Genomic DNA, 22,883 nt, shown 5'->3' on the forward strand with positions numbered 1-22,883 from the left:
AAGATATTCTTATGTCAATATGAGATTGCGATTAAATTAGAATTTAATTATTTAAACGGCACTAAAATGAAAGGAATCGTTTTGGCAGGTGGCTCCGGAACACGCCTCTATCCTATAACAAAAGGTATCAGCAAACAGCTTATACCTATTTTCGACAAGCCAATGATTTATTATCCGATATCAGTTCTGATGTTGGCTGGCATAAGGGAAATTCTTATAATTTCTACTCCTTATGATTTGCCTGGTTTCAAAAGGCTCCTGGGTGACGGATCGGATTTCGGTGTAAGTTTCCAGTATGCGGAACAGCCATCCCCCGATGGGTTGGCACAGGCTTTTATAATCGGTGAAGATTTTGTCGGAAATGACGACGTGTGTCTTGTGCTTGGTGACAACATATTTTATGGATCCGGTTTTACTGGTCTGCTTAAAGATAGTGTGAAGACTGCAGAGAAAGAGAAAAAGGCAACAGTCTTCGGATATTATGTCAATGATCCTGAAAGATATGGCGTGGCGGAATTTGATGCAGAAGGCAACTGCCTGAGTATTGAAGAAAAGCCGGAATGCCCAAAAAGCAATTATGCTGTAGTCGGATTGTATTTCTATCCCAATGATGTCGTCCGTATAGCCAAGACCATTAAACCAAGCGCAAGGGGCGAGCTTGAAATAACCACCGTCAACCAGGAATATCTGAAACGTGGCGATTTGAAAGTAAAGACTCTTCAGCGAGGTTTCGCATGGCTCGATACAGGAACCCATGACAGCTTGTCGGAGGCCAGTACCTTTATAGAGGTGATAGAAAAACGCCAGGGACTGAAAGTGGCTTGTCTTGAAGAAATCGCATATAAACAAGGATGGATAACGGATGCTCAGCTTCTTGAAACAGCCAAGCCTATGATGAAGAATAATTATGGGCAGTATCTCTATAATTTAGTAAACAATAAAAATTAAATATCATATGGTGGTTGAACAACAAAAAAATCTTTATTCTATCGATGAAGAAAACGACAAGTCTTCTTTCGATTTTCAGAAAATATTCACTTTGTTTCTTCTGAATTGGAAATGGTTTGTACTATCACTTATCATCTGTATAGGTGCGTCATATCTGTATCTTAGATATTCTACGCCTGTATATTCCACTGTTGCCAAGTTGCTTGTCAAAGATGATGGTGATAATGGAAGACGTGGAAGACTTAGTGAGATGGCTAACCTTGGAATTATCTCCAACAACTATGGCTTGGAGAATGAGATGGAAATTCTTCAGACGAGGACCCTTGCAGCCGAGGCTGTGAGAGATCTTAAGCTCTATGTATCATATTGGAACAAGGGCCGTTTCAAGAACAACATCCTTTATAAAGACCAGGCAGTAAACGTTGATATGGATCCTGCTCATGTAGAGAAGTTGAACCAGCCTGTAAACATGACTATCAAGAGAGATGGAGACAGTTATGTTGTTAATGGAACATATTTCGTTTCGCTTGGTGAGAACATGTATTCAGGACCATATGAGATAAACACGACAGTAAAGATGCTGCCTGCTACAATTCGTACCAAGGCAGGCACGATTTATCTTACAAGAAACGCCACACGTGTGATGAATGACGGTGATGAAGAAATCGTTTCAATCTGTTCTCCTATGGCTATGGCTGGCAAATACAGTGGTTCGCTTGCCGTTTCCCAGACCAGTGCTTCTTCTTCAACGTTGAATCTCCAGCTCAATGACCAGAATATCCAGCGCGGTATTGATTATCTGAGCCAGTTGGCTATCTGTTATAACAGACAGGCTAACGAAGACAAGAATGAGATAGCAAGGCGTACTGAAGCATTCGTCAATGAGCGACTTGAGAAGATCAATGCCGAATTGAGTACTACTGAGGGGGCTCTCGAGGACTATAAGAGAAGCAACAGACTCGTTGACATCAAGACAGGTGCCAGCAATAGCGTTACTAACCTCTCTTCTTATGAGCAGAAACTTAAAGATGCCGGAACCCAAATCTCTCTCTTGAACAGTTTGATACAGTTCGTGGAGCGTCCTGGCAATAAGTATCAGGTAATTCCTTCAAACGTCGGTCTGCAGGATGCTGCCTCCACTTCATTGATCAATGATTATAATAAGGTGGCATTGGAGAGAAACCGACTCCTGCGCACTGCATCCGAAAGCTCTCCTGTAGTAGAGGAGCTGACCTCTCAGCTTAATGACATCAGCGTGAGCATCAAGATGGCGCTCGGACAGGCGAAACGTAATCTTGAAATCCAGCGCGATGCTGTGGCTTCACAATATGGTCAGTATAACAGTGAAGTGGCAAGAACTCCAGAGCAAGAAAGGATACTGACACAGATAGGACGTCAGCAGGAGGTTAAGTCCGGCCTGTATCTGATGTTGCTGCAGAAGAGAGAGGAAAACTCCATTTCACTGGCAGCTACGGCAGATAAGGGTAAACTTATCGAGTTGCCTCAGTTTGCCGGTGTAATCAGTCCAAAGAGCATTATGATTATGCTTATTGGCTTTGTTCTCGGTCTGTGTATCCCTGCCGGAATTCTGTATGTTATCCAGTTCTTCCGTTATCGTATTGAAGGTCATGATGATGTTGAATCGCTTACCGATCTTCCTATTATCGCAGACGTTGCCGTAGCCAACGACGCTGTGAAGACACGTGCGGATATCGTTGTGCATGAAAACCAGAACAACCAGATGGAAGAGATTTTCCGTTCTATGCGAACAAACCTTCAGTTTATGCTTAAGGAGGGACAAAAGGTTATCATGTTCACCTCTTCAACATCAGGTGAGGGCAAGACCTTCAATGCTGCAAACCTGGCAATAAGTTTCGCCTTGCTTGAAAAGAAAGTAATCCTCGTAGGTCTTGACATCCGTAAGCCAAGATTGGCTGAGCTGTTCGAGATAGACAACCATCATAACGGTATAACCAAGTTGCTGATGAAGGACAACCCTACTTGGACTGATGTGGAAAAGGAAATACTCCCCTCTGAGATAAATCCTAATCTTGACTTGCTTATGGCTGGTCCGATTCCTCCAAACCCAGGAGAAATCGTGACACGTCCTTCCCTCTACACCGTTATCGATCAGCTTAAGGAGCATTACGATTACATACTTATCGATACTGCTCCAGTAGGTCTGGTCACAGACACGCTCCAGGTTGGAAAGGTTTCAGACGCTACTGTCTTCATGTGTCGTGCCGACTATACTCCTAAGTCTGCATTCGGCCTCATCAACCAGTTGAATGCCGAGAAGAAACTTCCAAACATGTCTATTGTACTTAATGGCATCGACATGTCGAAGAAGAAATACGGCTATTATTACGGTGTAGGCAAATACGGTAAATACCGCTATTATGGTCCTTATGGCAAATATGGAAGCTATGGCAAATACGGCTCTTCTAGATATGGCACCTACGGCACCTATGGCAACAAGTATGGCAATGAAAACGATAACTCTCTGAAGTTGAAATAATGACGATAGCAGTTGATTTTGACGGAACGATTGTAGAACATCGTTATCCTGAGATCGGTGAAGAAATACCTTTTGCCACCGACACCCTCAAACAGCTCATTGCTGACAGGCATAAATTGATCTTATGGTCAGTAAGAGAAGGCAAACTTCTGGATGAAGCCGTGGAGTGGTGCAGGGAAAGGGGCGTGGAATTCTGGGCAGTAAACAAGGATTATCCCGAAGAGAACGGCGCTCAGAACAACAACCATTTCAGCAGGAAAATCAAGGCTGATATATTCATTGATGACAGAAACATCGGCGGTCTACCGGAATGGGGGCTGATATATCAGATGATATGTAGCGGCAAGAGTTACCGCAGAGTGTTGAAGGAGAGTATGTTGACAGATTTGAATCAGGAACCTCCAAAGAAAAAGCATTGGTGGTCAAGAAAATGATTTTAATATCCTGATCAATTTCTTAAGAAGTCGGTCTTCCTTTTGGGAGGCCGGCTTTTTGATACATTTCTTGTGATGAATATTTTAATGGCAAATATCAGATCGTTCACCCAATCAGAGGTTTTCCGCTTTATAATAACAGGCGGGTTGGCTACAGCGTTGCATTATGGTATATATTTTGTACTGCTTTTGCTGTCGGTCAATATGTCATTGGCTTTTGCCGTCGGCTATTTTTTGAGTTTCGTGTTCAATTATTTGATGTCGGCGTATTTCACGTTCAAGAAGAAGACCACGAAGCGTAATGGCATGGGCTTTATAATTGCTCATTGTATAAATTTCATGCTGCAAGTAAGCCTGCTCAATTTTTTTGTCTGGTTAGGAATTCATAAAGCTCTGGCGCCGATTCCTGCGTATGCAATATCAATACCAGTCAATTTCATCATCGTAAGGTTCGTGTTCAATAAGGTGAAATGACGTCCTTGCTTTCATTGGGTATTATGTATTGAATAGGAATCCAGTCTTGGTTCTCAATTACATAAAAGATAGAAAATCTTCTATTGTTTTATTTTTATTTGTTACCTTTGCGTACAAATATCATTCGATACGGATTAGTTTTTTAACAACAATTTTTAATTAGATAAATTATGTGTGGTATAGTAGGATATATAGGATATAGAGATGCTTATCCGATTTTGATAAAAGGTTTGCATCGTCTGGAATATCGTGGTTATGACTCGGCAGGCGTTGCTCTTCTTGCCGGCGATCATAAGATGAACATTTATAAGTCTAAGGGTAAGGTCAGCAATCTGGAAGAGTCTGCTGCCTCTAAAGACATATCCGGTCATATCGGCATTGCCCATACTCGTTGGGCTACACATGGAGAGCCTTCTACATTGAATGCTCATCCCCACGTCTCACAAAATGGCAGACTGGCCCTTGTTCATAACGGCATTATCGAGAACTACTCCAATCTGAAGACTTTTCTTGAGGGCAAGGGTTTTACCTTCAAGAGTTCTACAGATACCGAAGTGCTTGTTCAGTTGATTCAGTTCATACAGGATGAGTACGGCAAGGATCTGGAAGGTGCCGTAGTTTCGGCTTTGCGTCGAGTAACGGGAGCATATGCCATTGCTGTGGTTGACAAGGAGAACCCAGACAAAATCGTAGTGGCAAGAAAGTCAAGTCCGCTTGTAGTCGGAATTGGTGAAGACCACAAGGAATTTTTCCTTGCTTCAGACGCTCTGCCTATCGTGGAATACACCAAGCAGATGGTATATTTGAATGATGGAGAGGTGGCTCTGCTGAAGGTAGGACAGAAAATGGAGATCCATACACTTGACAATGAGGATGTAGACCCTAAGATCAAGGAAGTGGACGTAAATCTCGATACTCTTGAGAAGGGAGGTTATGAACATTTCATGCTCAAAGAGATTTATGACCAGCCACGCTGTATCTCCGATTGTATCAGAGGAAGATTGCTGGCAGATGAGAAGAAGATTGTGCTCAGTGCGATAAACCAGCATCGCGACAGGCTTTTGCGTGCCAGCCGTTTCATTATCGTAGCCTGTGGCACTTCATGGCATGCTGGTCTGATTGGCAAGCAGATGATAGAGCAATGGGCGAAGATTCCCGTTGATGTGGAGTATGCCTCAGAGTTCAGATACCGCAAGCCTGTCATTCAGCCAGGAGATGTCGTCATAGCCATTTCCCAGAGTGGAGAGACTGCAGATACTCTTGCCGCCTTTGAATTGGCAAAAGAAAGAGGTGCCCTGTGTTTCGGTATCGTGAATGTAGTAGGTTCAAGTATAGCCCGTGCCTCCGATACAGGTATTTATACTCATGTCGGTCCGGAGATTGGTGTTGCTTCAACCAAGGCGTTTACTGGTCAGGTGATGGTTCTTACCCTCTTTGCCCTGGCTCTGGGTCATGAACTGGGCAGCATTTCCCAGATGGAGTTTGAGAAATACGTTACAGAGTTGTCTCTCATACCAGAGAAGATGAAGAAGGTGTTGGAGCAGGATGCTTTGACAAAAGACATTTCGCGCACTCTGACCTATGCCCGCAATGCTCTTTATATGGGGCGTGGCTTCAACTATCCTGTAGCTCTTGAGGGAGCTCTGAAACTTAAGGAAATCAGTTATATCCATGCTGAGGGCTATCCGGCAGCAGAGATGAAGCATGGCCCGATTGCATTGGTTGATGAGAACATGCCAGTGGTTTTCGTCGCCACCCACCATCAGTTATACAAGAAGATATTGAGCAACATCCAGGAGGTGAAAGCCCGTAATGGCAGAATCATCGCAATTGTCACAGAAGGCGATGAAGCGGTGAAAAACATTGCCGAGGCCACAATTGAGATTCCTGCCACTTTGCCTGTAGTGGCACCATTGCTCTCTGTCTTGCCGTTGCAGCTGATAGCCTATCATGTAGCTGTGTTCAAGGGCCTTAATGTGGACCAGCCAAGAAACCTCGCAAAATCAGTTACTGTTGAATAATCAAATGGAAAAGAAAGATTTACGTATAGTGTTCATGGGTACTCCGGAGTTTGCCGTCGGTACGTTGAGCAAACTCGTGGAGGGAGGCTATAACGTCGTTGCCGTGGTGACCCAGCCCGACAAACCCGTGGGCCGTCATCAAGACACGCTCCAGCCTTCGCTTGTAAAGCAATATGCGATGAGCAAGAAAATCCCGGTTCTGCAGCCCGTCAGGATGAAAGACCCGGAGTTTGTTGAAGCCTTGCGTGCCTATGATGCCGACCTCCAGGTGGTAGTGGCGTTCCGCATGCTTCCGGAGGTGGTATGGTCAATGCCGCGTTTCGGCACATTCAATGTTCATGCCGCCTTGCTGCCGCAATATCGTGGCGCAGCACCTATAAACTGGGCAGTCATCAATGGTGAGGTACAGACAGGAGTCACCACTTTCTTCCTCGACCACGACATCGACACAGGCAGGATTATAATGCAAGACACCTTCGACATCCACGACGACTACAATGTGGAGAATGTTTATGACGGTCTGATGGAGTTGGGAGCAAATCTCGCTCTGAAGACTATCGACAAGATGTTGGAAGGCGACGGCCATGTTGAGTCTATGGCTCAAAGCGACATGGTGGCTTCATCGTCAGATTTGCATTCAGCCCCAAAGATTTTCAAGGATACGTGTAATATTTCTTGGAATCAGCCTGTAAAGAAGGTTTATGACTTCATTCGTGGCCTTTCACCCGTGCCAGGAGCATGGACTACCGTGCTCGACGACAAGGGCAAGGAATCTGTGCTCAAGATATATAAGGCAGCCAAGACGGAAATCCCTTCCGACGGTGGGGTAGGACTGTTTACCGTAGACCAGGGTCGTCTGCTTGTCAATGCTTCGGATTATAAGCTGCAGCTTGAAGTCATTCAGCTTAGCGGCAAGAAGAGGATGGAGGCGCGCGATTTCCTAAATGGTAAGGATGTTTCGGGTTGGAAAGTGAAATTGTAGACCAGTCTGTTAGGTTATGCTGTAGACTCAGATTGGTAATATATAGCAAGCACTAATGACCGTTTTAGGATAAACGCATTTTTGTCTTAATGATAAAAGCAAGCTAAGAGAAGTTTTGTCTTCTCGTTAGCTTGCTTTTATCGTTGTTTGTCATCTGACAACCGCTTGTTTGTAGTATGCTTGTCGCTTGTTTTGCGTTAGCAATTCGGCGGTTTTATTGTCTTATAGGTGTGTTTCTGCGGTTATTCAGCCGACATGTCTGCCACCATTTTCCTGTAAGTGGAATATAGATGCGAGCGGCTTACGTAGCCTCTCAACGTGCCGTCGGTTTCAAGTACAGGCAGCATTCCAGCGTCTGTCTGGTCGAAATTCTTCATCACTGTCTCCATAGGGTCGTTCACGCTGAGCACACATGGCGGTTGGGATATTAGCTGCTTCACCTTGAAGTGGTGGTAAAGTTCCGTCCTGAATATTATGTGCCTGAGCTTCGACATATCGATTTCTCCCATGAACTTCCCGCCCTCGTCTAGAACGGGCAGGATGGTGGTGTGGCTTCTGCTTATGGCGTGTACGAGAGCTCCGAGGTCCATGTCCTCAGGCACGTGGCTGATGTTCTTGTCAATCACGCTGTCTATGTTCATGAGCGTGAGGATTGCCTTGTCTGTGTGATGGGTGATGAGTTTTCCCTGCCTTGCCAGTCGCATGCCGTATATGCTGTGCGGTTCGAAGATGATGATGGTAAGATATGAGCAGATGCTGACAATCATCAGCGGAATGAACATCTGGTAGCCTCCGGTTATTTCGGCTATAAGGAATATTCCCGTGAGCGGAGCATGCATTACTCCCGCCATTACGGCAGCCATTCCCAGGAGCACGAAATTCTTTTCAGGCACGTAAATTCCGATTTCATACATGTTCCAGAGTCTTGCGAACAAGAATCCCACATAGGCTCCGATGAACAATGACGGTGCGAATGTTCCTCCGCATCCTCCTCCTCCGTTGGTAGCTGATGTGGCAAACACTTTGGTGAGTATTACAAGCAGTACATACACCACGAGCAGGTTGCTGTGTCCGTAGAAGAGAGAGTTGTTGAGGATTTGGTCCCAGTCCTGCGGAGTCCTTCCGTTGAGTAGAATGTTGATGCTGTGGTATCCTTCGCCATAGAGCACGGGGAACAAGGCAATGAGTGTGCTCAGCATAGCTCCTCCGAGAGCCAGCTTTATGTATGGATGGTTCTTGAGTTTTCCGAACACGCCCTCGCATGCTGTCATCGTGCGCATGAAATACAGGCTTATTATTCCGCCAGCCACTCCCATCAGTATATATGCGGGCACTCTTGAGAGAGTCCACGTTCCGTCAACATGGAAGTCGAACAGCACTCCGTCCGACGAGAATATGTATGTGAAACATGCTGCCGTCACGCTGGCTATGAGTATTGGCAGGAGTGAAGCCATCGTCAGGTCTATCATCAATACCTCGAGCGTGAATACCAGTCCGGCTATCGGCGCCTTGAAGATTCCTGCGATGGCAGCTGCCGCGCCACATCCCACGAGCAGCATCAGCGTGTGGTTGTCCATCTTGAACAGCCTTCCCAGGTTGCTTCCTATCGCTGAGCCAGTTAGCACGATAGGCGCCTCGGCTCCCACGCTTCCTCCGCATCCGATGGTGATGGCAGACGCTATCACGGAGCTCCAGCAGTTGTGGGCTTTAAGTCTGTTTTTCTTGCTGCTGATGGCGTATAGGATGCGTGTTATTCCGTGGCTGATGTTGTCTCTCACGATGTATCTTACGAATAGCGACGTGAGGAAGATTCCTATCACCGGATATATGAGATATAGCCAGTTGAATCCGTCGATGTCGAATCCCACCGTGAGCAGATGCTGTATCTGCTTGATGAGCGTGTGTAGTATGCTTGCTGCTACTGCAGCAAGGAAACCGACAGCCAGGCTAAGTATCAATGTGAACTGCTTGTTGTTAATGTGTCTTGTGCGCCATTCAATGAACTGGTTCAGCAGCGCAGATATTTTTTCGTGCATGATTTGTTCCTCAAGTCTTTCTCTTTTCTATCTGATGATTTTCACCTCGCCGTTCTCCGACAGCTTTATGATGCTTGATGGATTGTGGGGCTTGTGCTCCTGTCTTCTCGACCAGCACACATAGTCCACGCCATTCAGTATCTCTTCACTGATGTCCATGTAATTCTGTGCGGCGGGTTCTCCGCTGATGTTTGCGCTTGTGGATACTATCGGCTTCTGGAATCTGTAGCATAATTCTTTGGAGAACGGTTCTTTGGTAATTCTCATCGCTATGCTTCCGTCGTCGGCTATCAGGTTGTCTGCCAGGTTTACGGCATTGTCCAATATCACGGTTGTCGGTTTTTCAGCCAGCTCAAGCAGGTTCCATGCCACTTCCGGCACGTTTCTCACGTATCTTTGCAGCCTTGCGTCAGAGTCCACGAGGCAGATCATCGCCTTGTGGTCGTCGCGTCGCTTCAGCTTGTAGATCCTTTCCACGGCGTCTCTGTTTGTGGCGTCGCAGCCTATGCCCCATATCGTGTCGGTGGGGTATAATATAATCCCGCCGTTTCTCATCACTTCTACTGCTTTCTTTATGTCATCTTCCGTTTTCATTGTCTTTTCTCCGTTATATTTTACTTTCCTTCCTCCGTTATATATTTCAGTTCTTCCTTAGTTTTTTAAACATTCTTCTCTACACATTCATTACTGATGCAGATATGCAAAATTAAGCTAAATTTATTTATGCTTGAAATTTTTGTTCAAGAAAATGCGGTCTTTCCACTTCACTTTCCTGAGAAATAATAATACCAGTATGTGTTGCCGTATGATTTTCCAGCCATCGACATTGCCTCTTTCTTGTTCGTCACGCTTCTCAGAATGTTCTGCATGTCTGTGTAGTCGGTGTCCATGATGTCGTTGTGGTAAGAAACCATGGGGTTCGACCTGATGTGGTTGTATAATATCAGAGCCTCTCTGTAGTGTTTCGGCAGTTTTTCGAATTCCGTTTCCTTGTCGTCCACGAGTTCTTTCACGAAGAGGTCAATCTTCCTGTCCATAAGATAGGCGCAGAGCAGATAGTCCCTGAGCGGCTTTTTGGCGTATCTGTGTTTTTTCATCCATTTCAGGTACTGTGTCACCCCCATCTTCTCTACTGCCGGCTTTGCCACGAAGCGGAATATTTCATATCTAGGCAGTAGCAGACTCTTCACCGTAGTGCCGTTTGGCAGCAGTGCTTCCGACCCTCCATACACTCTGTATTCAAACAGTCTTTCGCCCATCTTGCCCTCTCTTGCCAGGGCGTAGGCTCTTAGCATCGTGATTGTGGAGTCTTTGTCAGCCTTGCTTGTCTTCACGTTGAGCGCATCCTTGTATTTGCCTTCAGCCACCATCACTTCCATTTTCATCCTCTCGTGGAACACTCTGTCTGTGTTTGCCGTGGCGCCTATGAAAATATATAGGGCGGTCATTGCCAGAATGTTTTCCCATATAGTCTGAACTATGGTTTTCTGCTTCGGGCTGTCGCTGTCTTTATGTCTTGCCGAAACATACGCCGCTCCTCCCCAAGCCGTGATCAGCAGGGGGGCGAGCCATGCCCATTTGCCAATAGAGTAGCCGTGGTCTATGCTCGGACTGATGTCGGTGAGCATCGCCAGCAGCATCGCCGGGGGAAAGTAGGTGAGTGCCGGCATCTTGATTGTCCTCTTCGTTGCCGCGTCCACTCCCTGCTGAAGCAGCAGCAGGATTGCCGTGATGATGACAGCTCCTATGGTGCGGTTGTATTTTGTCAGTCCGTCAGACAATACGTGCTGCTCCATTGTCAGGAGGTCTGCCTGATAAAAAAACAGGTAGGCGAATGTGAAAATGCAAAAGACAATGGCACATGCAATTTCTGCAATCCATGTGTCATTGCCTCTGTTTGTGAATATACTTTTGGTCATTTTAATTCTTCTTCAATACTACTGCAGATCTTGCCGGAATGTATAGCTTCAGCCATTCTTTATGCTGGTCCACATACAGTTGGTCGTAATTTGTGAGGTGGGTGATGCTGTCGTCAGCAAACCCGAATCCACCATATTCCTTTGCATCTGTATTGAGCACCACGTCGTAGGAGCCTGTCGGCACGAGGAATCCGTATCCTGTGAACGATTTCACTGGGTTGAAGTTGAACACGAAGAGCAGGTCACCCCTCATGTATGCCAGTATCTGGTCGTCGTCGTTGTGCCAGATTTCCTGCAGTCTGGTGTTCTGGAAGTTCTTCACCATCTTCATCGTCTCGAGCATCCTCTTGTCGAAGTCGCCCAGATAGTGGTAGTCCAGTTCCTTGTTGTCTACGAGGTTCCATTGTCTGCGTGCGTATTTATAGCTCCATCCGTTGCCTTCGCGTGGGAAGTCAATCCATTCCGGGTGTCCGAACTCGTTGCCCATGAAGTTGAGATATCCTCCGTTTATGGTCGTTGCCGTGACGAGTCTTATCATCTTGTGCAGGGCTATTCCTCTTACCACTGTTCCGTTCTCGTCGCCCTTCTTGAAGTGCCAGTACATGTCGGAGTCGATGAGTCTGAATATTATCGTCTTGTCGCCTACGAGAGCCTGGTCGTGGCTTTCGCAGTAGCTGATAGTCTTCTCGTCGGACCTTCTGTTCTTCACCTCCCAGAAGATGCTGCTCGGCTTCCAGTCTTCGTCTCTTTTCTCCTTTATCGTCTTTATCCAGTAGTCGGGGATGTTCATCGCCATTCTGTAGTCGAATCCTATTCCTCCGTCTTTTACCTTGGCAGCCAGTCCTGGCATTCCGCTCACCTCTTCGGCTATTGTTATAGCCTTGGGGTTGATTTCGTGTATGAGTTCGTTGGCGAGTGTGAGATAGCAGATGGCGTTGTCGTCTTCATGACCATTGTAGTAGTCGCCGTAGTTGCAGAACGCCTCTCCCAGTCCGTGGCTGTAGTACAGCATCGAGGTCACTCCGTCGAACCGGAATCCGTCGAATCGGAATTCCTGCATCCAGTATTTGCAGTTGCTGAGCAGAAAGTGCACCACGTCGTCTTTTCCGTAGTCGAAGCACAGACTGTCCCATGCAGGGTGTTCCCTTCTGTCGCCTCCGTAGAAGTATTGGCAGGGGTCTCCTGCAAGGTTTCCCAGCCCTTCGGTCTCGTTTTTCACGGCGTGGCTGTGCACGATGTCCATTATCACAGCAATTCCCATCCCGTGTGCCGTGTCGATGAGCGACTTTAGTTCTTCGGGTGTTCCGAAACGGCTCGACGGTGCGAAGAAACTGCTCACGTGGTAGCCGAAGGATCCGTAATACGGGTGCTCCTGTATTGCCATTATCTGAATGCAGTTGTATCCGTCTTTCTGTATTCTGGGCAGCACGTTGTCTCTGAATTCCGTGTATGTGCCCACCTTTTCGGCGTCCTGTGCCATTCCGATGTGGCATTCGTATATGAGTAGCGGCGATTTGCATGGGGCGAATTTGTTTTTCTTCCACACATAAGGTTCGGGGTTCCACACCTGTGCCGAGAATATCTTGGTTTCTTCGTCCTGCACCACTCTTTGTGCCCATGCCGGTATTCTCTCTCCGTCGCCTCCTTGCCAATACACGTGCATCTTGTAGAGGTCGCCGTGTTTCATCGCCTTTTCAGAGAGTTTGAGTTCCCAGTTTCCCGTTCCCTCTATTCTTCTGGCTCTGTATCTTTCGTCCTCCGTCCAGTTGTTGAAGTCGCCCACGAGATAGATGTCGGTTGCGTTCGGCGCCCACTCTCTGAACACCCATCCGCGCTTCATCTTGTGTAGTCCGTAGTAGTCGTGTCCGCTGGCGAATGCGGCAAGCGTCTTCTTTCCGTTGTTTGTCAGCTGGTTCTTTTTCCATTCCGCATGCTCGTGTCTGCCACGTATGGCGTCTTCGTATGGTTCGAGATACGGGTCTTTCTGCACGATGCCTATATGTCTGGGCTGGTCCTTTTTCGCCGTTGCCGTTTTCCGCGAATCGGCTTTCGTTGTTCTGCTTGCCATGATTTACTGATAGTTGTTTCGTTAGTTGATGTTTATCCTCCTCTCATTGTTCCGCTGTATGCAGGCGTCATGCCAGCACTTTGAATATAGCCTTCTTGAACTGAGGTTCTTCCGACACGCATGGTGCATGGCCGTCTTGCGGGAAGAATATTGCGAATTCCCCAGGCTTGCATGTGAGATATGTGTCGGCGAGGATAGCGTATTTCGTGATATCTTTCTCTTCGTTGTATTCCTCTTCTGGCAGGTTGCATAGTGGTGTGTATCCGAATGTCTCTTCTGCCGAGAGCGGAATCTGTATGTCGATCATCCTCTTGTGTGTCTCCAGCTTTGCCTCTTGTTTTGTCTTGCCCTTTGCGGTCTGTATGTTGACGAAGAGGTCTTTGTCCTTGATGAAGTGCTTTCCTTCCTCGAGAGTGTTGAGGTCGTTTGCTTTGATGAATTCCACCACGTCCTTGAAGAGCGGGTTGAGTGTCGCGTACTTCTCCAGGTTGTCGATTGTGTCAATTACCATGATGCTTTGTTTTTTTGTTAGATTTGTCGTTTGTCCGTCGCTCCGTGTTTGGGGCTCCGTTGTTGTTCGTTTTCCGTTTGCGCTGCGTCATTCCGGGCTGGCGGCCTCTTTGCCTTTCAGTCATTGGGTTTCCTGTTCCTTTCAGCCATTGGTCCCTCAGTCCTTCGGCAGTCGGTTTTCCGTGCCTTTTTGTTACAGCTCTTTGATTGTCAGGACTTTCTGCCCATCCTGTACATCTCCTGTGCGGTGATGTTTCCGTTTCGGTCTTTTATGATGAACTTTCCGTCTTTCAGGTCGTCCTTATATTCTCCTTCGGTCCTTTTGCCGTCTTTGTCCACTTCTATTGAGTTTCCGTTGCGTTTTCCGTTTTTGTATACTCCTTTGAATTTCCTTCCGTCGGCAAAGTGGATTATCATCGTTCCGTTCTGCAGTCCGTCTTTGAATTCGCCTTCAAACACGTCGCCGTTTTTCTTTGTCAGCTTTCCGTGTCCGTTCTGCTTGTCTTGCTTCCATGAGCCCACATACACGTCTCCGTTTTTCCATGCGAAGGTGCCGTTTCCTTCCATGTTCCCTTCGTTGAAGTGTCCTGTGTATTTGTCTCCGTTGGCGAATCTGAATATCCCTTCTCCAGTGCGTTTGCCGTGCAGGTAGTCTCCTTCATACACGTCTCCGTTTCTGAATCTGTATATACCCTTGCCGTTCTGCATGTCTTCGAGCCATTCACCTTCATACACGTCTCCGTCGGAGTATTTGTTCACTCCCTTTCCCGAGCGCATGTTGTCGAGCCACATTCCCTTGTATGTGGTGCCGTCGCCCCAGTCGAAGAACCCTTCGCCGCATTTCTTGTCGTCTTTCCATTGTCCGTCGTAGTATGCTCCGCTGGCGTAGGTGTATCGTCCTTTTCCGTTACGTTTGTCGTGATACCAGTTTCCGTCGTATTTGTCGCCGTTGTAGTAGTACATCACTCCATGCCCCTCCTGGTAGTCTCTGAACCAGAGTCCGTCGTATTTGTTGTTGTTCATGAAGTGGTATGTTCCCTTGCCGTGCTGCTGGTCCTGATACCATTGTCCTTCGTATTTCTCTCCGTCGGAGAATGTGTACACGCCGAATCCCTGGCGTCTTCCCTTCACGTATTCGCCTTCATAGGTGTCCCCGTTCTTATAAATGGCGTTTCCTTTGCCGTTGGGTTTTCCCGCGAGCATCTCCCCTTTGTATTGCCCTCCGTCTTTGGTCACACATGAGCCGAGCGTTATCTTCTGTGCGAAGCCTGCCAGCGGCATGAGGGATATCAGTAGTATGTATAATTTTTTCTTCACTTTAGGTCGCTTTAAAATTTACTCCAAAGGTAATGATAATTTTCGAGACAGCCAAATGTTTTCAGCTTTTTTCATAATAGCCGGTCCTGTCGATACTAGAGCTGCGTCTCCTTGCTTCAGACTGCCTTTGGGGTTTGGAGCGACAAGCCTTCCTCTTGTGGAAGGACGAATCTTGTTTGGCTTTTAACCCAAATCGGTCATTAGGGCTTGCTTGGATTTTGGAATTTTAGAAGAGTGGATTTTGTTTGGCTTTTAATGAGTAATAGCTGACTGATGCGAATTAAAAACAGGCAAATGACGCCTTATAAAAAAACAAAAGACTGCTAGCAGTATTAAAATGCTACATTGAACGGCCTAATGACCGTTTGGGTTTAACTGAATCTCCTGATAGCCAACGAGTTGGTCTGTCCTGTCGCCTTGTCCTCTGTAATATACCAACGCCTGGTATTTGTTTTCCGTCTGATAGAAGTTCCCTTCTGACGGGGAGGTCTTCATGGTGGTGTCGCTGCTCTCCATCAGGTATTGGTATGAGTAGTAGCCCTGCTTCAGCAGGATGGCGGCCTCGTAGCGCCGTTTCTCCTCGTTGTATTCCATTTTGTATTCGGGCAGGAAGCGGTTGTATGTCCATTCGCCGTTCAGATAGATGTCGCCGGGGTATCTTTGCTTGCTGTCGAGCGTGAAGTGCACGTACATGTAGTCGCACGTGTTCTCGTTCTCTATGTTGTCGCTGTTTCTGATATAGAAGGCTCCGTTGGCGTCTTCGTCGTAGAGATAGTTCGGCCTGGGCACGTCGGCGAACACGTGTGCGTGGTAGTTCTCCCCGTCCCACGATATCTCGTCTATCCCCATCGTGGCGTGTGATGTGGCGAGGGTTTCAAACTTGTGGTATTCGTTTCCCGCCTCGAAGATGAGCTCCCTGTTGTGCCGCCATTCCAGTCCGCTTGGCGTCTTGTATTGTGGCTGTGCGTTGCGTATGGCGTTGTCCCATCTCCTGTTCTGCATCACCACGGTCTTTATCTGTGTCTCGGGGTCGGCCACTCTCAGCGCGTTGTACGACAGCTTCATGGAGATCTGCTGGTGGGCGAGGTTGGTGTCGATGTCGGTATTTGTGGTGGCGCCCATAGATATTCCCGCCTTCGGGTCTACCACCATGAAGCATGCCGTGAGCACCTCTTCGCCCGTGTCTCCGTCGGCAACCGTGACCTTGTAGTTGCCGCTGAGCTTCAGTCTGCATTTCTCGTTGGGTATGGAGAAGGCGTAGTGGGTGTAGTCCACGTTTGTGTTTATGGATTCCGTGATGTCGTCTATCGTGTTGTCTTCGGCAAATCCTTCTATGTAGTCGCTTGCGAAGAGCTGCTCCGACGGCGACCAGTCGGCTTCACAATGGGTGATGCTGTAGGTGTAGCGGTGGTATGTGTGTGTCAGGTCGTCGAATGATATGTTTATCCTGTTCTGGCTTGGATTGTCAGAACGGAGTTTCATTATCGGGAGCGCGAGCCATTTGTCGCCGCACACCACTTGCAGCGTCTTTATCCCTGCCTTGTGTATCACGTTGTATTGGGCGCGGGAGACCAGGCTGAGAGCTAGGAGCGGGACCAGAAGGATTGTTCTTTTCATGTTTTCTTTATTCTTTATATAGAGCAGGGGGTTCCGGTGTGGAGGAGTGGCGGAATCCTGCGGCAGTAATTATGGCTGCTGTCAGCGGCTGAGCAGCTGCTCGATCACTTCCGGGTAGTGTTCGTATTCTAGTGCGTGCACCTTGCGGGCGATGTCGTCGGCGGAGTCTTCGGGCGAGAGTGGGGTGGTGTACTGTTTCAGTATCTGTCCCTTGTCGTATTCGTTGTTCACGAGATGGATTGTTATTCCGCTTTCCTTTTCGCCGTTTTCCTTCACTGCCTTGTGCACGTTGTCGCCATACATGCCCTTTCCGCCGTATTTCGGCAGCAGCGACGGGTGTATGTTGACTATCCTGTTCTTGTAAGCCTCCGTGAGGTAGTCGGGCAGGAGGAGCATGAATCCTGCGAGGATTATGTGTGATATGTTGTGGCCGGCCAGCAGGGGCAGCACTCTGGAGCTGTCTTTGAATCCCTCTTTGTTCACTATTTCCACGGGCACTCCGAATTTCTCCGCCCTCTTTATCACCTGTGCACTCTTGTTGTTGCACACCACGAGAGCCACGCACACCGTTTCCGAGTTCTCGAAGTATCTGATTATGTTCTCGCAGTTTGTTCCGTTGCCGGATGCGAATATGGCTATGTTCTTCATATTGGGTAAATGATATTATGATTATATTATGTTAGGTTTGGCTGGGCAACCGTCCAGACGGTCGTCCTGCCGTTAGTTTTCATTGCAGCTTGCCCTTGCGGGCGGTTGGGTTTCAGTCGTCCGGGTCGTCGTCGTATTCGTCGAATCCGAACATTGCAGGCTCTATGAAGGCGTCGAGGCTGCGGCGGTCTTTCTTCGTGGGGCGTCCTGTGCCACGGGCTCTGTCCACGAATCCGCTTATCCTGCTCATTTCCAGTATCTCATACTGTTTCGGGTCGGTCACGTTCTCGTAGATGTCCTGTATGAGTTTTGCGCCCACGCGCTTTTCAATACATTGAAGTATCTTGAACGAATAGGTTATCGGCGGTTTTTTTTCCCTCACCCTCTCTCCCCCTTTTACGATGTGGGAAGGGTTCACGTTGGTTCCGTTTTTCGTGACGCGGCTGTTCTTGCAGGCATCGGCAGCCAGCGACCTGGTCTTGAAGATCCTTGCCGCCCACAGCCATTTGTCTATTCTCGCAGACTCTTGCATGTTTCCTTATTTCTTGTGGTTAAACTGGTTCATCGTTATGTCAATGCCGGCAAGGGCGAAGCTCTTTATTATCTCGCACGAAGTCTTTATCGCCGGCTTGAGGGTTTCCATTTCCTCTGAATCATATCTGCCGAGCACCCATTCCACCTGCATTCCCCTGGGGAAGTCGTTGCCTATTCCCACTCTGAGGCGTGCGTATTTCTGCGTGCCCATCACCGACTGTATGTTTCCCAGTCCGTTGTGTCCGCCGTTGCTTCCGCTGCCTTTCAGTCTGAGGGCTCCCAGTGGCAGAGACAGGTCGTCCACCACCACGAGCAGGTGCTCCATGGGTATGTTCTCCTTGTTCATCCAGTATCTCACGGCGTTGCCGCTGAGGTTCATGAATGTGGTAGGCTTCAGCAGAAAGAGTTTCCTTCCCTTCACCGAAGTCTCAGCCACGAATCCGTATCTCTTGTCGTCGAAAGAGGCTCCAGCCTCCTCAGCCATGGCGTCTACCACCATGAATCCCGTGTTGTGTCGTGTTCCCGAATATTCGCTGCCGGGGTTTCCCAATCCTACAATCAAGAATTTTTCCATTACGTATTGCTTTAAACTCCAAACGGTCATTATGCCGTTCAATGTGATATTTTATAACTGCTTGTTGCCTTTTGCTCTTTATAAGGCGTCTTTTGCTTGTTTTTAATTTGCAATAGCTCGTTATTACTGATTAAAAGCCAAACAAAATCCACTCTTCTAAGAAATCAAAATCCAAGCAAGCCCTAATGACCGATTTGGGTTGAATCTAAAAAAAGGTGATTCCAAATTAAAATTCAGAACCACCCCGTGATAAATTTCTTTTCTTGCTAAATCTATGGCATTATGCCTCAGCCTGGCTTGCAGCGATAGACTTACGTGTAGCCTTGATTGAGCAAACCACAACGTTCTTGCTTGTTGCCATCTCAAGACCCTCGAAGTGCAGGTCGCCAACCTTGATGCTCTTGCCGATAGTCATGGCAGTAACGTCGATGTCGAGATGCTCAGGAATAGCCTGGTATTTCGCTGTAACGTCGATCTTGCGGATAGAGAGGTTCATACGTCCACCGTCGCGTACACCCTGTGCCAGACCGTTGAGCTTGACAGGGATGCCCACAGTGATAGGCTTCTGGTCGTTAACCTCGTAGAAGTCAACGTGAAGGAGGGCGTCTGTTACCGGATGGAACTGAAGTTCCTTGAGAATCGCAGTACGCTCCTCGCCGTCGATGACGAGCTTGATAACGTAGATGTGTGGAGTGTAGACGATCTTTCTCAACTCGCTCATAGGACAAGCGATTGACAATGCTTCAGGAGCGCCGTCAGCGTTCTTTGCCTCACCGTAGAGGTTGCATGGAATCAGACCTTCCTTACGCATAGCCTTGGCTGCCTTCTTGCCCAAATCAGTTCTCTTCTGGCCTTTTACTTCAATTTCTTTCATAATTGTGTTACTCTAAATTAAGTTGTTAATAATTAATGCTTAATTCACCATCACACGAGAATTCTATTCACGTAGTGCTCGAAAAAGCGGTGCAAAGGTATTTCTTTTTTGATTAATACGCAAATATTATAAATAAAAATAGATAAAACACCGTGGTTTTCTTGCAAGTACCGCATAAAATAAGTATTTTTGCATCGGTTTTTTTTGAAATACACGTTCATTTTAATATTATAAGATGATAAACAGAGAATTGATAAGGATAAAAATTGTCCAGTTAACCTACGCATATTATCAAAACGGTAACCACAACATGGATAATGCCGAGAAGGAGCTGCTGTTCAGCCTCTCCAAGGCATACGACCTGTATAATTGTCTGCTGTCCCTGATTGTAGCTGTTTCCAAAGAGTCGCGCCTGCGCTATGAAGTGGAGCTCTCCCGTGCAAAGAGAGAAGGCACACCTCTGCCCTCAGGCAAGTTTGCAAACAACAAGTTCGCCCTTCAGCTCGAAGCTAACAAGCAGCTCAACGAGTATCTCGAGAATCAGAAGCAGACATGGGACGACAGCGTGGAGTTCGTGAGAAACCTGCTCACACAGATAGAGCAGAGCCGGATTTATGCCGACTATGTGGCTGACGAGACCGACTCGTATGAAGCCGACCGCGAGGCGTGGCGCAAGCTCTACAAGGTAATCATCATGGACAACGACAACCTTGACGCCATGCTCGAGGAGAAGAGTCTCTACTGGAACGACGACAAGGAAATCGTGGACACCTTCGTGCTCAAGACCATCAAGCGCTTCGATCCGGCAAACAAGGAACTGCAGGAGCTCCTGCCGGAATATAAGGACGAGGAAGACAAGGAGTTCGCCGTGAAGCTCTTCCGCGCCACAATCCTCAACGCCGACCAGTATCAGCGCTTCATGAGCGAGACCTCGCGCAACTGGGACTTCTCGCGCCTGGCTTATATGGACGTGGTGATAATGCAGATAGCCATTGCAGAGATGATGAACTTCCCGAACATACCGGTGAACGTGACCATCAACGAATACGTTGACCTGGCGAAACTCTACAGCACTCCGAGAAGCGGCTCCTATATCAACGGAATGCTCGACGCCATCGCCCGCTACCTCATCGACACAGGCAAGATGATGAAGGTGATGCCGACAAGATGACGCATCCGTAATTCAGCACGCATAACGGCTGGCATATAAACAGGCAAAGCGCCTGGCATTAAAACAGGTAAAGTGCTTGACATTAAAACAGGCGAGACGCCCAAAAACAGACAAACGATTAACATTTAAAACAAACATAACAGTAAATTATGAACACAACAATGTTTTTGGCTGCCCAGCAACAGGGTGGAGGCAGCATGCAGTTCCTTATAATGATGGTGGTGATCTTTGCCATCATGTATTTCTTCATGATTCGTCCGCAGCAGAAAAAGCAGAAGGAAATACGCAATTTCCAGAACTCGCTGCAGGAGGGCTCAAAGGTGGTGACAGGCGGAGGAATCTACGGCACCATCAAGAAAGTGGACATCGCTACAGGCAAAATCGAGCTCGAAATCGCAAAGGGCGTGGTTATAACAGTTGACAAAGGTTCTGTATTTGCTGATGTCGCAGCTTCTGCAACCGTCAGCAAGGAAAAATAATGAAACGCATCCTGAAAAGTATATACAGTATAGTCAGAAACTCCTTTTTCAATATCGTGAACAAGGAGTTCCTGATTTTTTTGTTCTTCCTCGCCCTGAGCGGAGCGTTCTGGCTGTTGTTGGCCCTGAACGACACCTATGAGAAAGAACTCAGGATTCCCGTGCGCATCGTGAACATACCTAAAAACGTGGTACCGACGAGCGACACCGAAGACACAATAAAGGTGACTGTGAAAGACAAAGGCTATACTCTATGTACATATATATATGGTGACAAACTGAAAAGGATAGACATACCCTTCTCTTCATACATCAAGAACAAGGGGTATGGCTCCGTGTCTGCGTCGGAACTCACCAAGCTGATCTATGCCGAACTATACAGTTCGTCGAAGGTGACAGGAGTGAAGCCCGACAAGCTGGAATACTTCTACAATTACGGAATGCACAAGCGGCTGCCCGTAAGGCTGGCTGGAAACATACAGGCTGACGCAAGCTATTATCTGGCGAAGATAGAATTCTCGCCCGATATGGTGGATGTTTACGGCAGTCAGAAAATGCTCGACAGCATAAAGTACATCTACACAGAGCGGATCAATATCAAAAACCTCAAGGACACCATCAGACGCGACCTTGACCTCATGGAAATAAGAGGAGTGAAATGCGTGCCCTCCCGTGTCAGAATGGCTGTCTATCCGGATGTGCTGACCGAGGAAAGTGCAGAGGTTCCCATCTCGGCGCTCAACATGCCGGAGGGAAAGGTGTTGAGAACATTCCCGTCGAGGGTTAAAGTGGTCTTCACCGTTGGCGCGAGCATCTTCAGAACCATAAACACCAACAAGTTCAAGGTGGTGGTAGACTACAACGAGATTCTCTCAGCGCCTTCTGACAAATGCACGCTCAAGATTGCATCCGTGCCGCATGGCGTGAAGAATGCGCATACCGAAATAGAACATGTGGACTACCTCATTGAAGAACAGTAGCGGAAAAGAAAGTCATAAATACCACAGGAACTCCCTTTCTGGCAGCTATTATATAAATAGATAGAATATTGACAGCGGCTATTAGAGAGCATGTATAGCCCTTCGATGGTGGCTGTCTATAATAATGGAGACAATTATGAAAGCAGCCATTACAGGCGGAATAGGAAGCGGAAAATCATACGTCTGCTCCTTGTTGAAAAGCAGGGGGATAGAGGTCTACGACTGCGACAGCGCAGCCAAACGCATAATGCGCGAGTCGTCATCCGTAAGAAAGGCTTTGACAGACCTGATAGGACAGGATGCCTATGCAGACGGAAAGCCCGACAAGGCTGTCATCTCAAAGTTTCTTCTTGACGCCGAAGACAACAAGAAAAGGATTAACGCCATCGTGCATCCCGCTGTGGCCGACGATTTCAAAGCCTCGGGACTTCAATTCATGGAGTGCGCCATCCTCTTCGAGAGCGGATTCGACAAGCTCGTGGACTGCGTGGTTTGCGTATCGGCACCGATAGAGGTGAGGGTGGACAGAATCATCGTCCGCGACTCTATAACGCGAGAGAAGGCAAGAGAATGGATAAACTGCCAGATGAGTCAGGAGGAGATGGAGGCTAAAAGCGATTTCGTTATCCTCAACGACGGCAGCAAACCTTTGGAACCGCAGATTGACGACGTGCTGGCGGCTTTGCGCCTACGCTGAAATCTGAACGTCTGCTGATGTGTCAAGTCCCTATGACATCGTCGGGACGATAATGAGAACTTATTAATTAATTATTAAACAA

General features: G+C 47.6%; 21 protein-coding genes. 10 read left to right on the top strand and 11 right to left on the bottom strand.

What is annotated here, in order from left to right:
- Window positions 1-66 precede the first annotated feature (66 nt).
- From rfbA to fmt, 6 genes are all read left to right on the top strand, one after another.
- Window positions 67-948: a glucose-1-phosphate thymidylyltransferase RfbA gene (gene rfbA, locus ST42_RS03350; RefSeq protein WP_042517623.1), complete on the top strand. Its 882-nt coding sequence runs from the start codon at window positions 67-69 to the stop codon at window positions 946-948.
- A 7-nt stretch (window positions 949-955) separates the two neighbouring features.
- Entirely contained in the window at window positions 956-3,466 is a 2,511-nt protein-coding gene (locus ST42_RS03355; protein ID WP_044072301.1) for a GumC family protein, read from the top strand.
- A complete protein-coding gene (locus ST42_RS03360; RefSeq protein WP_022316559.1) occupies window positions 3,466-3,900 on the top strand; it encodes a BT0820 family HAD-type phosphatase in 435 nt (144 codons plus the stop codon). Before ST42_RS03355 ends, ST42_RS03360 begins: the two co-directional genes overlap by 1 nt.
- Before the next feature lie 87 nt (window positions 3,901-3,987).
- The gene (locus ST42_RS03365) at window positions 3,988-4,374 is read left to right on the top strand and encodes a GtrA family protein (protein WP_044064952.1); all 387 of its coding nucleotides are present in this window, start codon (window positions 3,988-3,990) and stop codon (window positions 4,372-4,374) included.
- A 170-nt stretch (window positions 4,375-4,544) separates the two neighbouring features.
- Window positions 4,545-6,395, top strand: a complete 1,851-nt coding sequence (gene glmS, locus ST42_RS03370; RefSeq protein WP_044064902.1) for a glutamine--fructose-6-phosphate transaminase (isomerizing) — start codon at window positions 4,545-4,547, stop codon at window positions 6,393-6,395.
- A 4-nt stretch (window positions 6,396-6,399) separates the two neighbouring features.
- Window positions 6,400-7,377: a methionyl-tRNA formyltransferase gene (fmt, locus tag ST42_RS03375; RefSeq protein WP_044072302.1), complete on the top strand. Its 978-nt coding sequence runs from the start codon at window positions 6,400-6,402 to the stop codon at window positions 7,375-7,377.
- Between the two features lie 242 nt (window positions 7,378-7,619).
- Here the strand turns inward: fmt and ST42_RS03380 are convergent, their stop codons facing one another.
- The 11 genes from ST42_RS03380 to ST42_RS03430 form a co-directional block, all read right to left on the bottom strand.
- On the bottom strand, window positions 7,620-9,413 hold the full coding sequence (locus ST42_RS03380) for a chloride channel protein (RefSeq protein WP_044072304.1): 1,794 nt from the start codon (window positions 9,411-9,413) through the stop codon (window positions 7,620-7,622).
- 27 nt (window positions 9,414-9,440) lie between these two features.
- Window positions 9,441-10,007 (bottom strand): L-threonylcarbamoyladenylate synthase, encoded by a 567-nt coding sequence (locus ST42_RS03385; RefSeq protein WP_044064900.1) that lies wholly within the window; start codon window positions 10,005-10,007, stop codon window positions 9,441-9,443.
- 170 nt (window positions 10,008-10,177) lie between these two features.
- Complete coding sequence (locus ST42_RS03390) at window positions 10,178-11,332, bottom strand: DUF6057 family protein (protein ID WP_044072305.1); 1,155 nt, start codon at window positions 11,330-11,332, stop codon at window positions 10,178-10,180.
- 1 nt (window position 11,333) lies between these two features.
- Window positions 11,334-13,400, bottom strand: coding sequence for an alpha amylase C-terminal domain-containing protein (locus ST42_RS03395; RefSeq protein ID WP_044072306.1), 2,067 nt, complete (start codon window positions 13,398-13,400; stop codon window positions 11,334-11,336).
- Between the two features lie 67 nt (window positions 13,401-13,467).
- Entirely contained in the window at window positions 13,468-13,911 is a 444-nt protein-coding gene (locus ST42_RS03400) for a YhcH/YjgK/YiaL family protein (protein ID WP_044072307.1), read from the bottom strand.
- Window positions 13,912-14,120: 209 nt separating this feature from the next.
- Entirely contained in the window at window positions 14,121-15,227 is a 1,107-nt protein-coding gene (locus ST42_RS03405; RefSeq protein ID WP_022316550.1) for an MORN repeat-containing protein, read from the bottom strand.
- A 354-nt stretch (window positions 15,228-15,581) separates the two neighbouring features.
- Complete coding sequence (locus ST42_RS03410; protein WP_044072309.1) at window positions 15,582-16,844, bottom strand: type IX secretion system plug protein; 1,263 nt, start codon at window positions 16,842-16,844, stop codon at window positions 15,582-15,584.
- 81 nt (window positions 16,845-16,925) lie between these two features.
- Window positions 16,926-17,492, bottom strand: a complete 567-nt coding sequence (gene purN, locus ST42_RS03415; RefSeq protein ID WP_044072311.1) for a phosphoribosylglycinamide formyltransferase — start codon at window positions 17,490-17,492, stop codon at window positions 16,926-16,928.
- Between the two features lie 112 nt (window positions 17,493-17,604).
- Window positions 17,605-18,024 (bottom strand): RNA-binding S4 domain-containing protein, encoded by a 420-nt coding sequence (locus ST42_RS03420; protein ID WP_044072312.1) that lies wholly within the window; start codon window positions 18,022-18,024, stop codon window positions 17,605-17,607.
- A gap of 6 nt (window positions 18,025-18,030) precedes the next feature.
- Window positions 18,031-18,600, bottom strand: a complete 570-nt coding sequence (gene pth, locus ST42_RS03425; RefSeq protein ID WP_044072314.1) for an aminoacyl-tRNA hydrolase — start codon at window positions 18,598-18,600, stop codon at window positions 18,031-18,033.
- Window positions 18,601-18,880: 280 nt separating this feature from the next.
- A complete protein-coding gene (locus ST42_RS03430) occupies window positions 18,881-19,474 on the bottom strand; it encodes a 50S ribosomal protein L25/general stress protein Ctc (RefSeq protein ID WP_022316350.1) in 594 nt (197 codons plus the stop codon).
- Between the two features lie 235 nt (window positions 19,475-19,709).
- Here ST42_RS03430 and nusB point away from each other — a divergent pair, with 235 nt between their 5' ends.
- The 4 genes from nusB to coaE all read left to right on the top strand — a co-directional run bounded on the left by nusB (window position 19,710) and on the right by coaE (window position 22,801).
- Window positions 19,710-20,645, top strand: a complete 936-nt coding sequence (gene nusB / locus ST42_RS03435; RefSeq protein WP_044072317.1) for a transcription antitermination factor NusB — start codon at window positions 19,710-19,712, stop codon at window positions 20,643-20,645.
- Window positions 20,646-20,794: 149 nt separating this feature from the next.
- Window positions 20,795-21,124: a preprotein translocase subunit YajC gene (gene yajC / locus ST42_RS03440; RefSeq protein WP_022316352.1), complete on the top strand. Its 330-nt coding sequence runs from the start codon at window positions 20,795-20,797 to the stop codon at window positions 21,122-21,124.
- The gene (locus tag ST42_RS03445; protein WP_022316353.1) at window positions 21,124-22,104 is read left to right on the top strand and encodes a CdaR family protein; all 981 of its coding nucleotides are present in this window, start codon (window positions 21,124-21,126) and stop codon (window positions 22,102-22,104) included. The genes yajC and ST42_RS03445 overlap by 1 nt, the downstream gene beginning before the upstream one ends.
- 136 nt (window positions 22,105-22,240) lie before the next feature.
- A complete protein-coding gene (gene coaE / locus ST42_RS03450; RefSeq protein WP_197068903.1) occupies window positions 22,241-22,801 on the top strand; it encodes a dephospho-CoA kinase in 561 nt (186 codons plus the stop codon).
- Window positions 22,802-22,883 lie beyond the last annotated feature (82 nt).

It is taken from the genome of Prevotella pectinovora, from assembly GCF_000834015.1.
GTDB lineage: Bacteria > Bacteroidota > Bacteroidia > Bacteroidales > Bacteroidaceae > Prevotella > Prevotella pectinovora.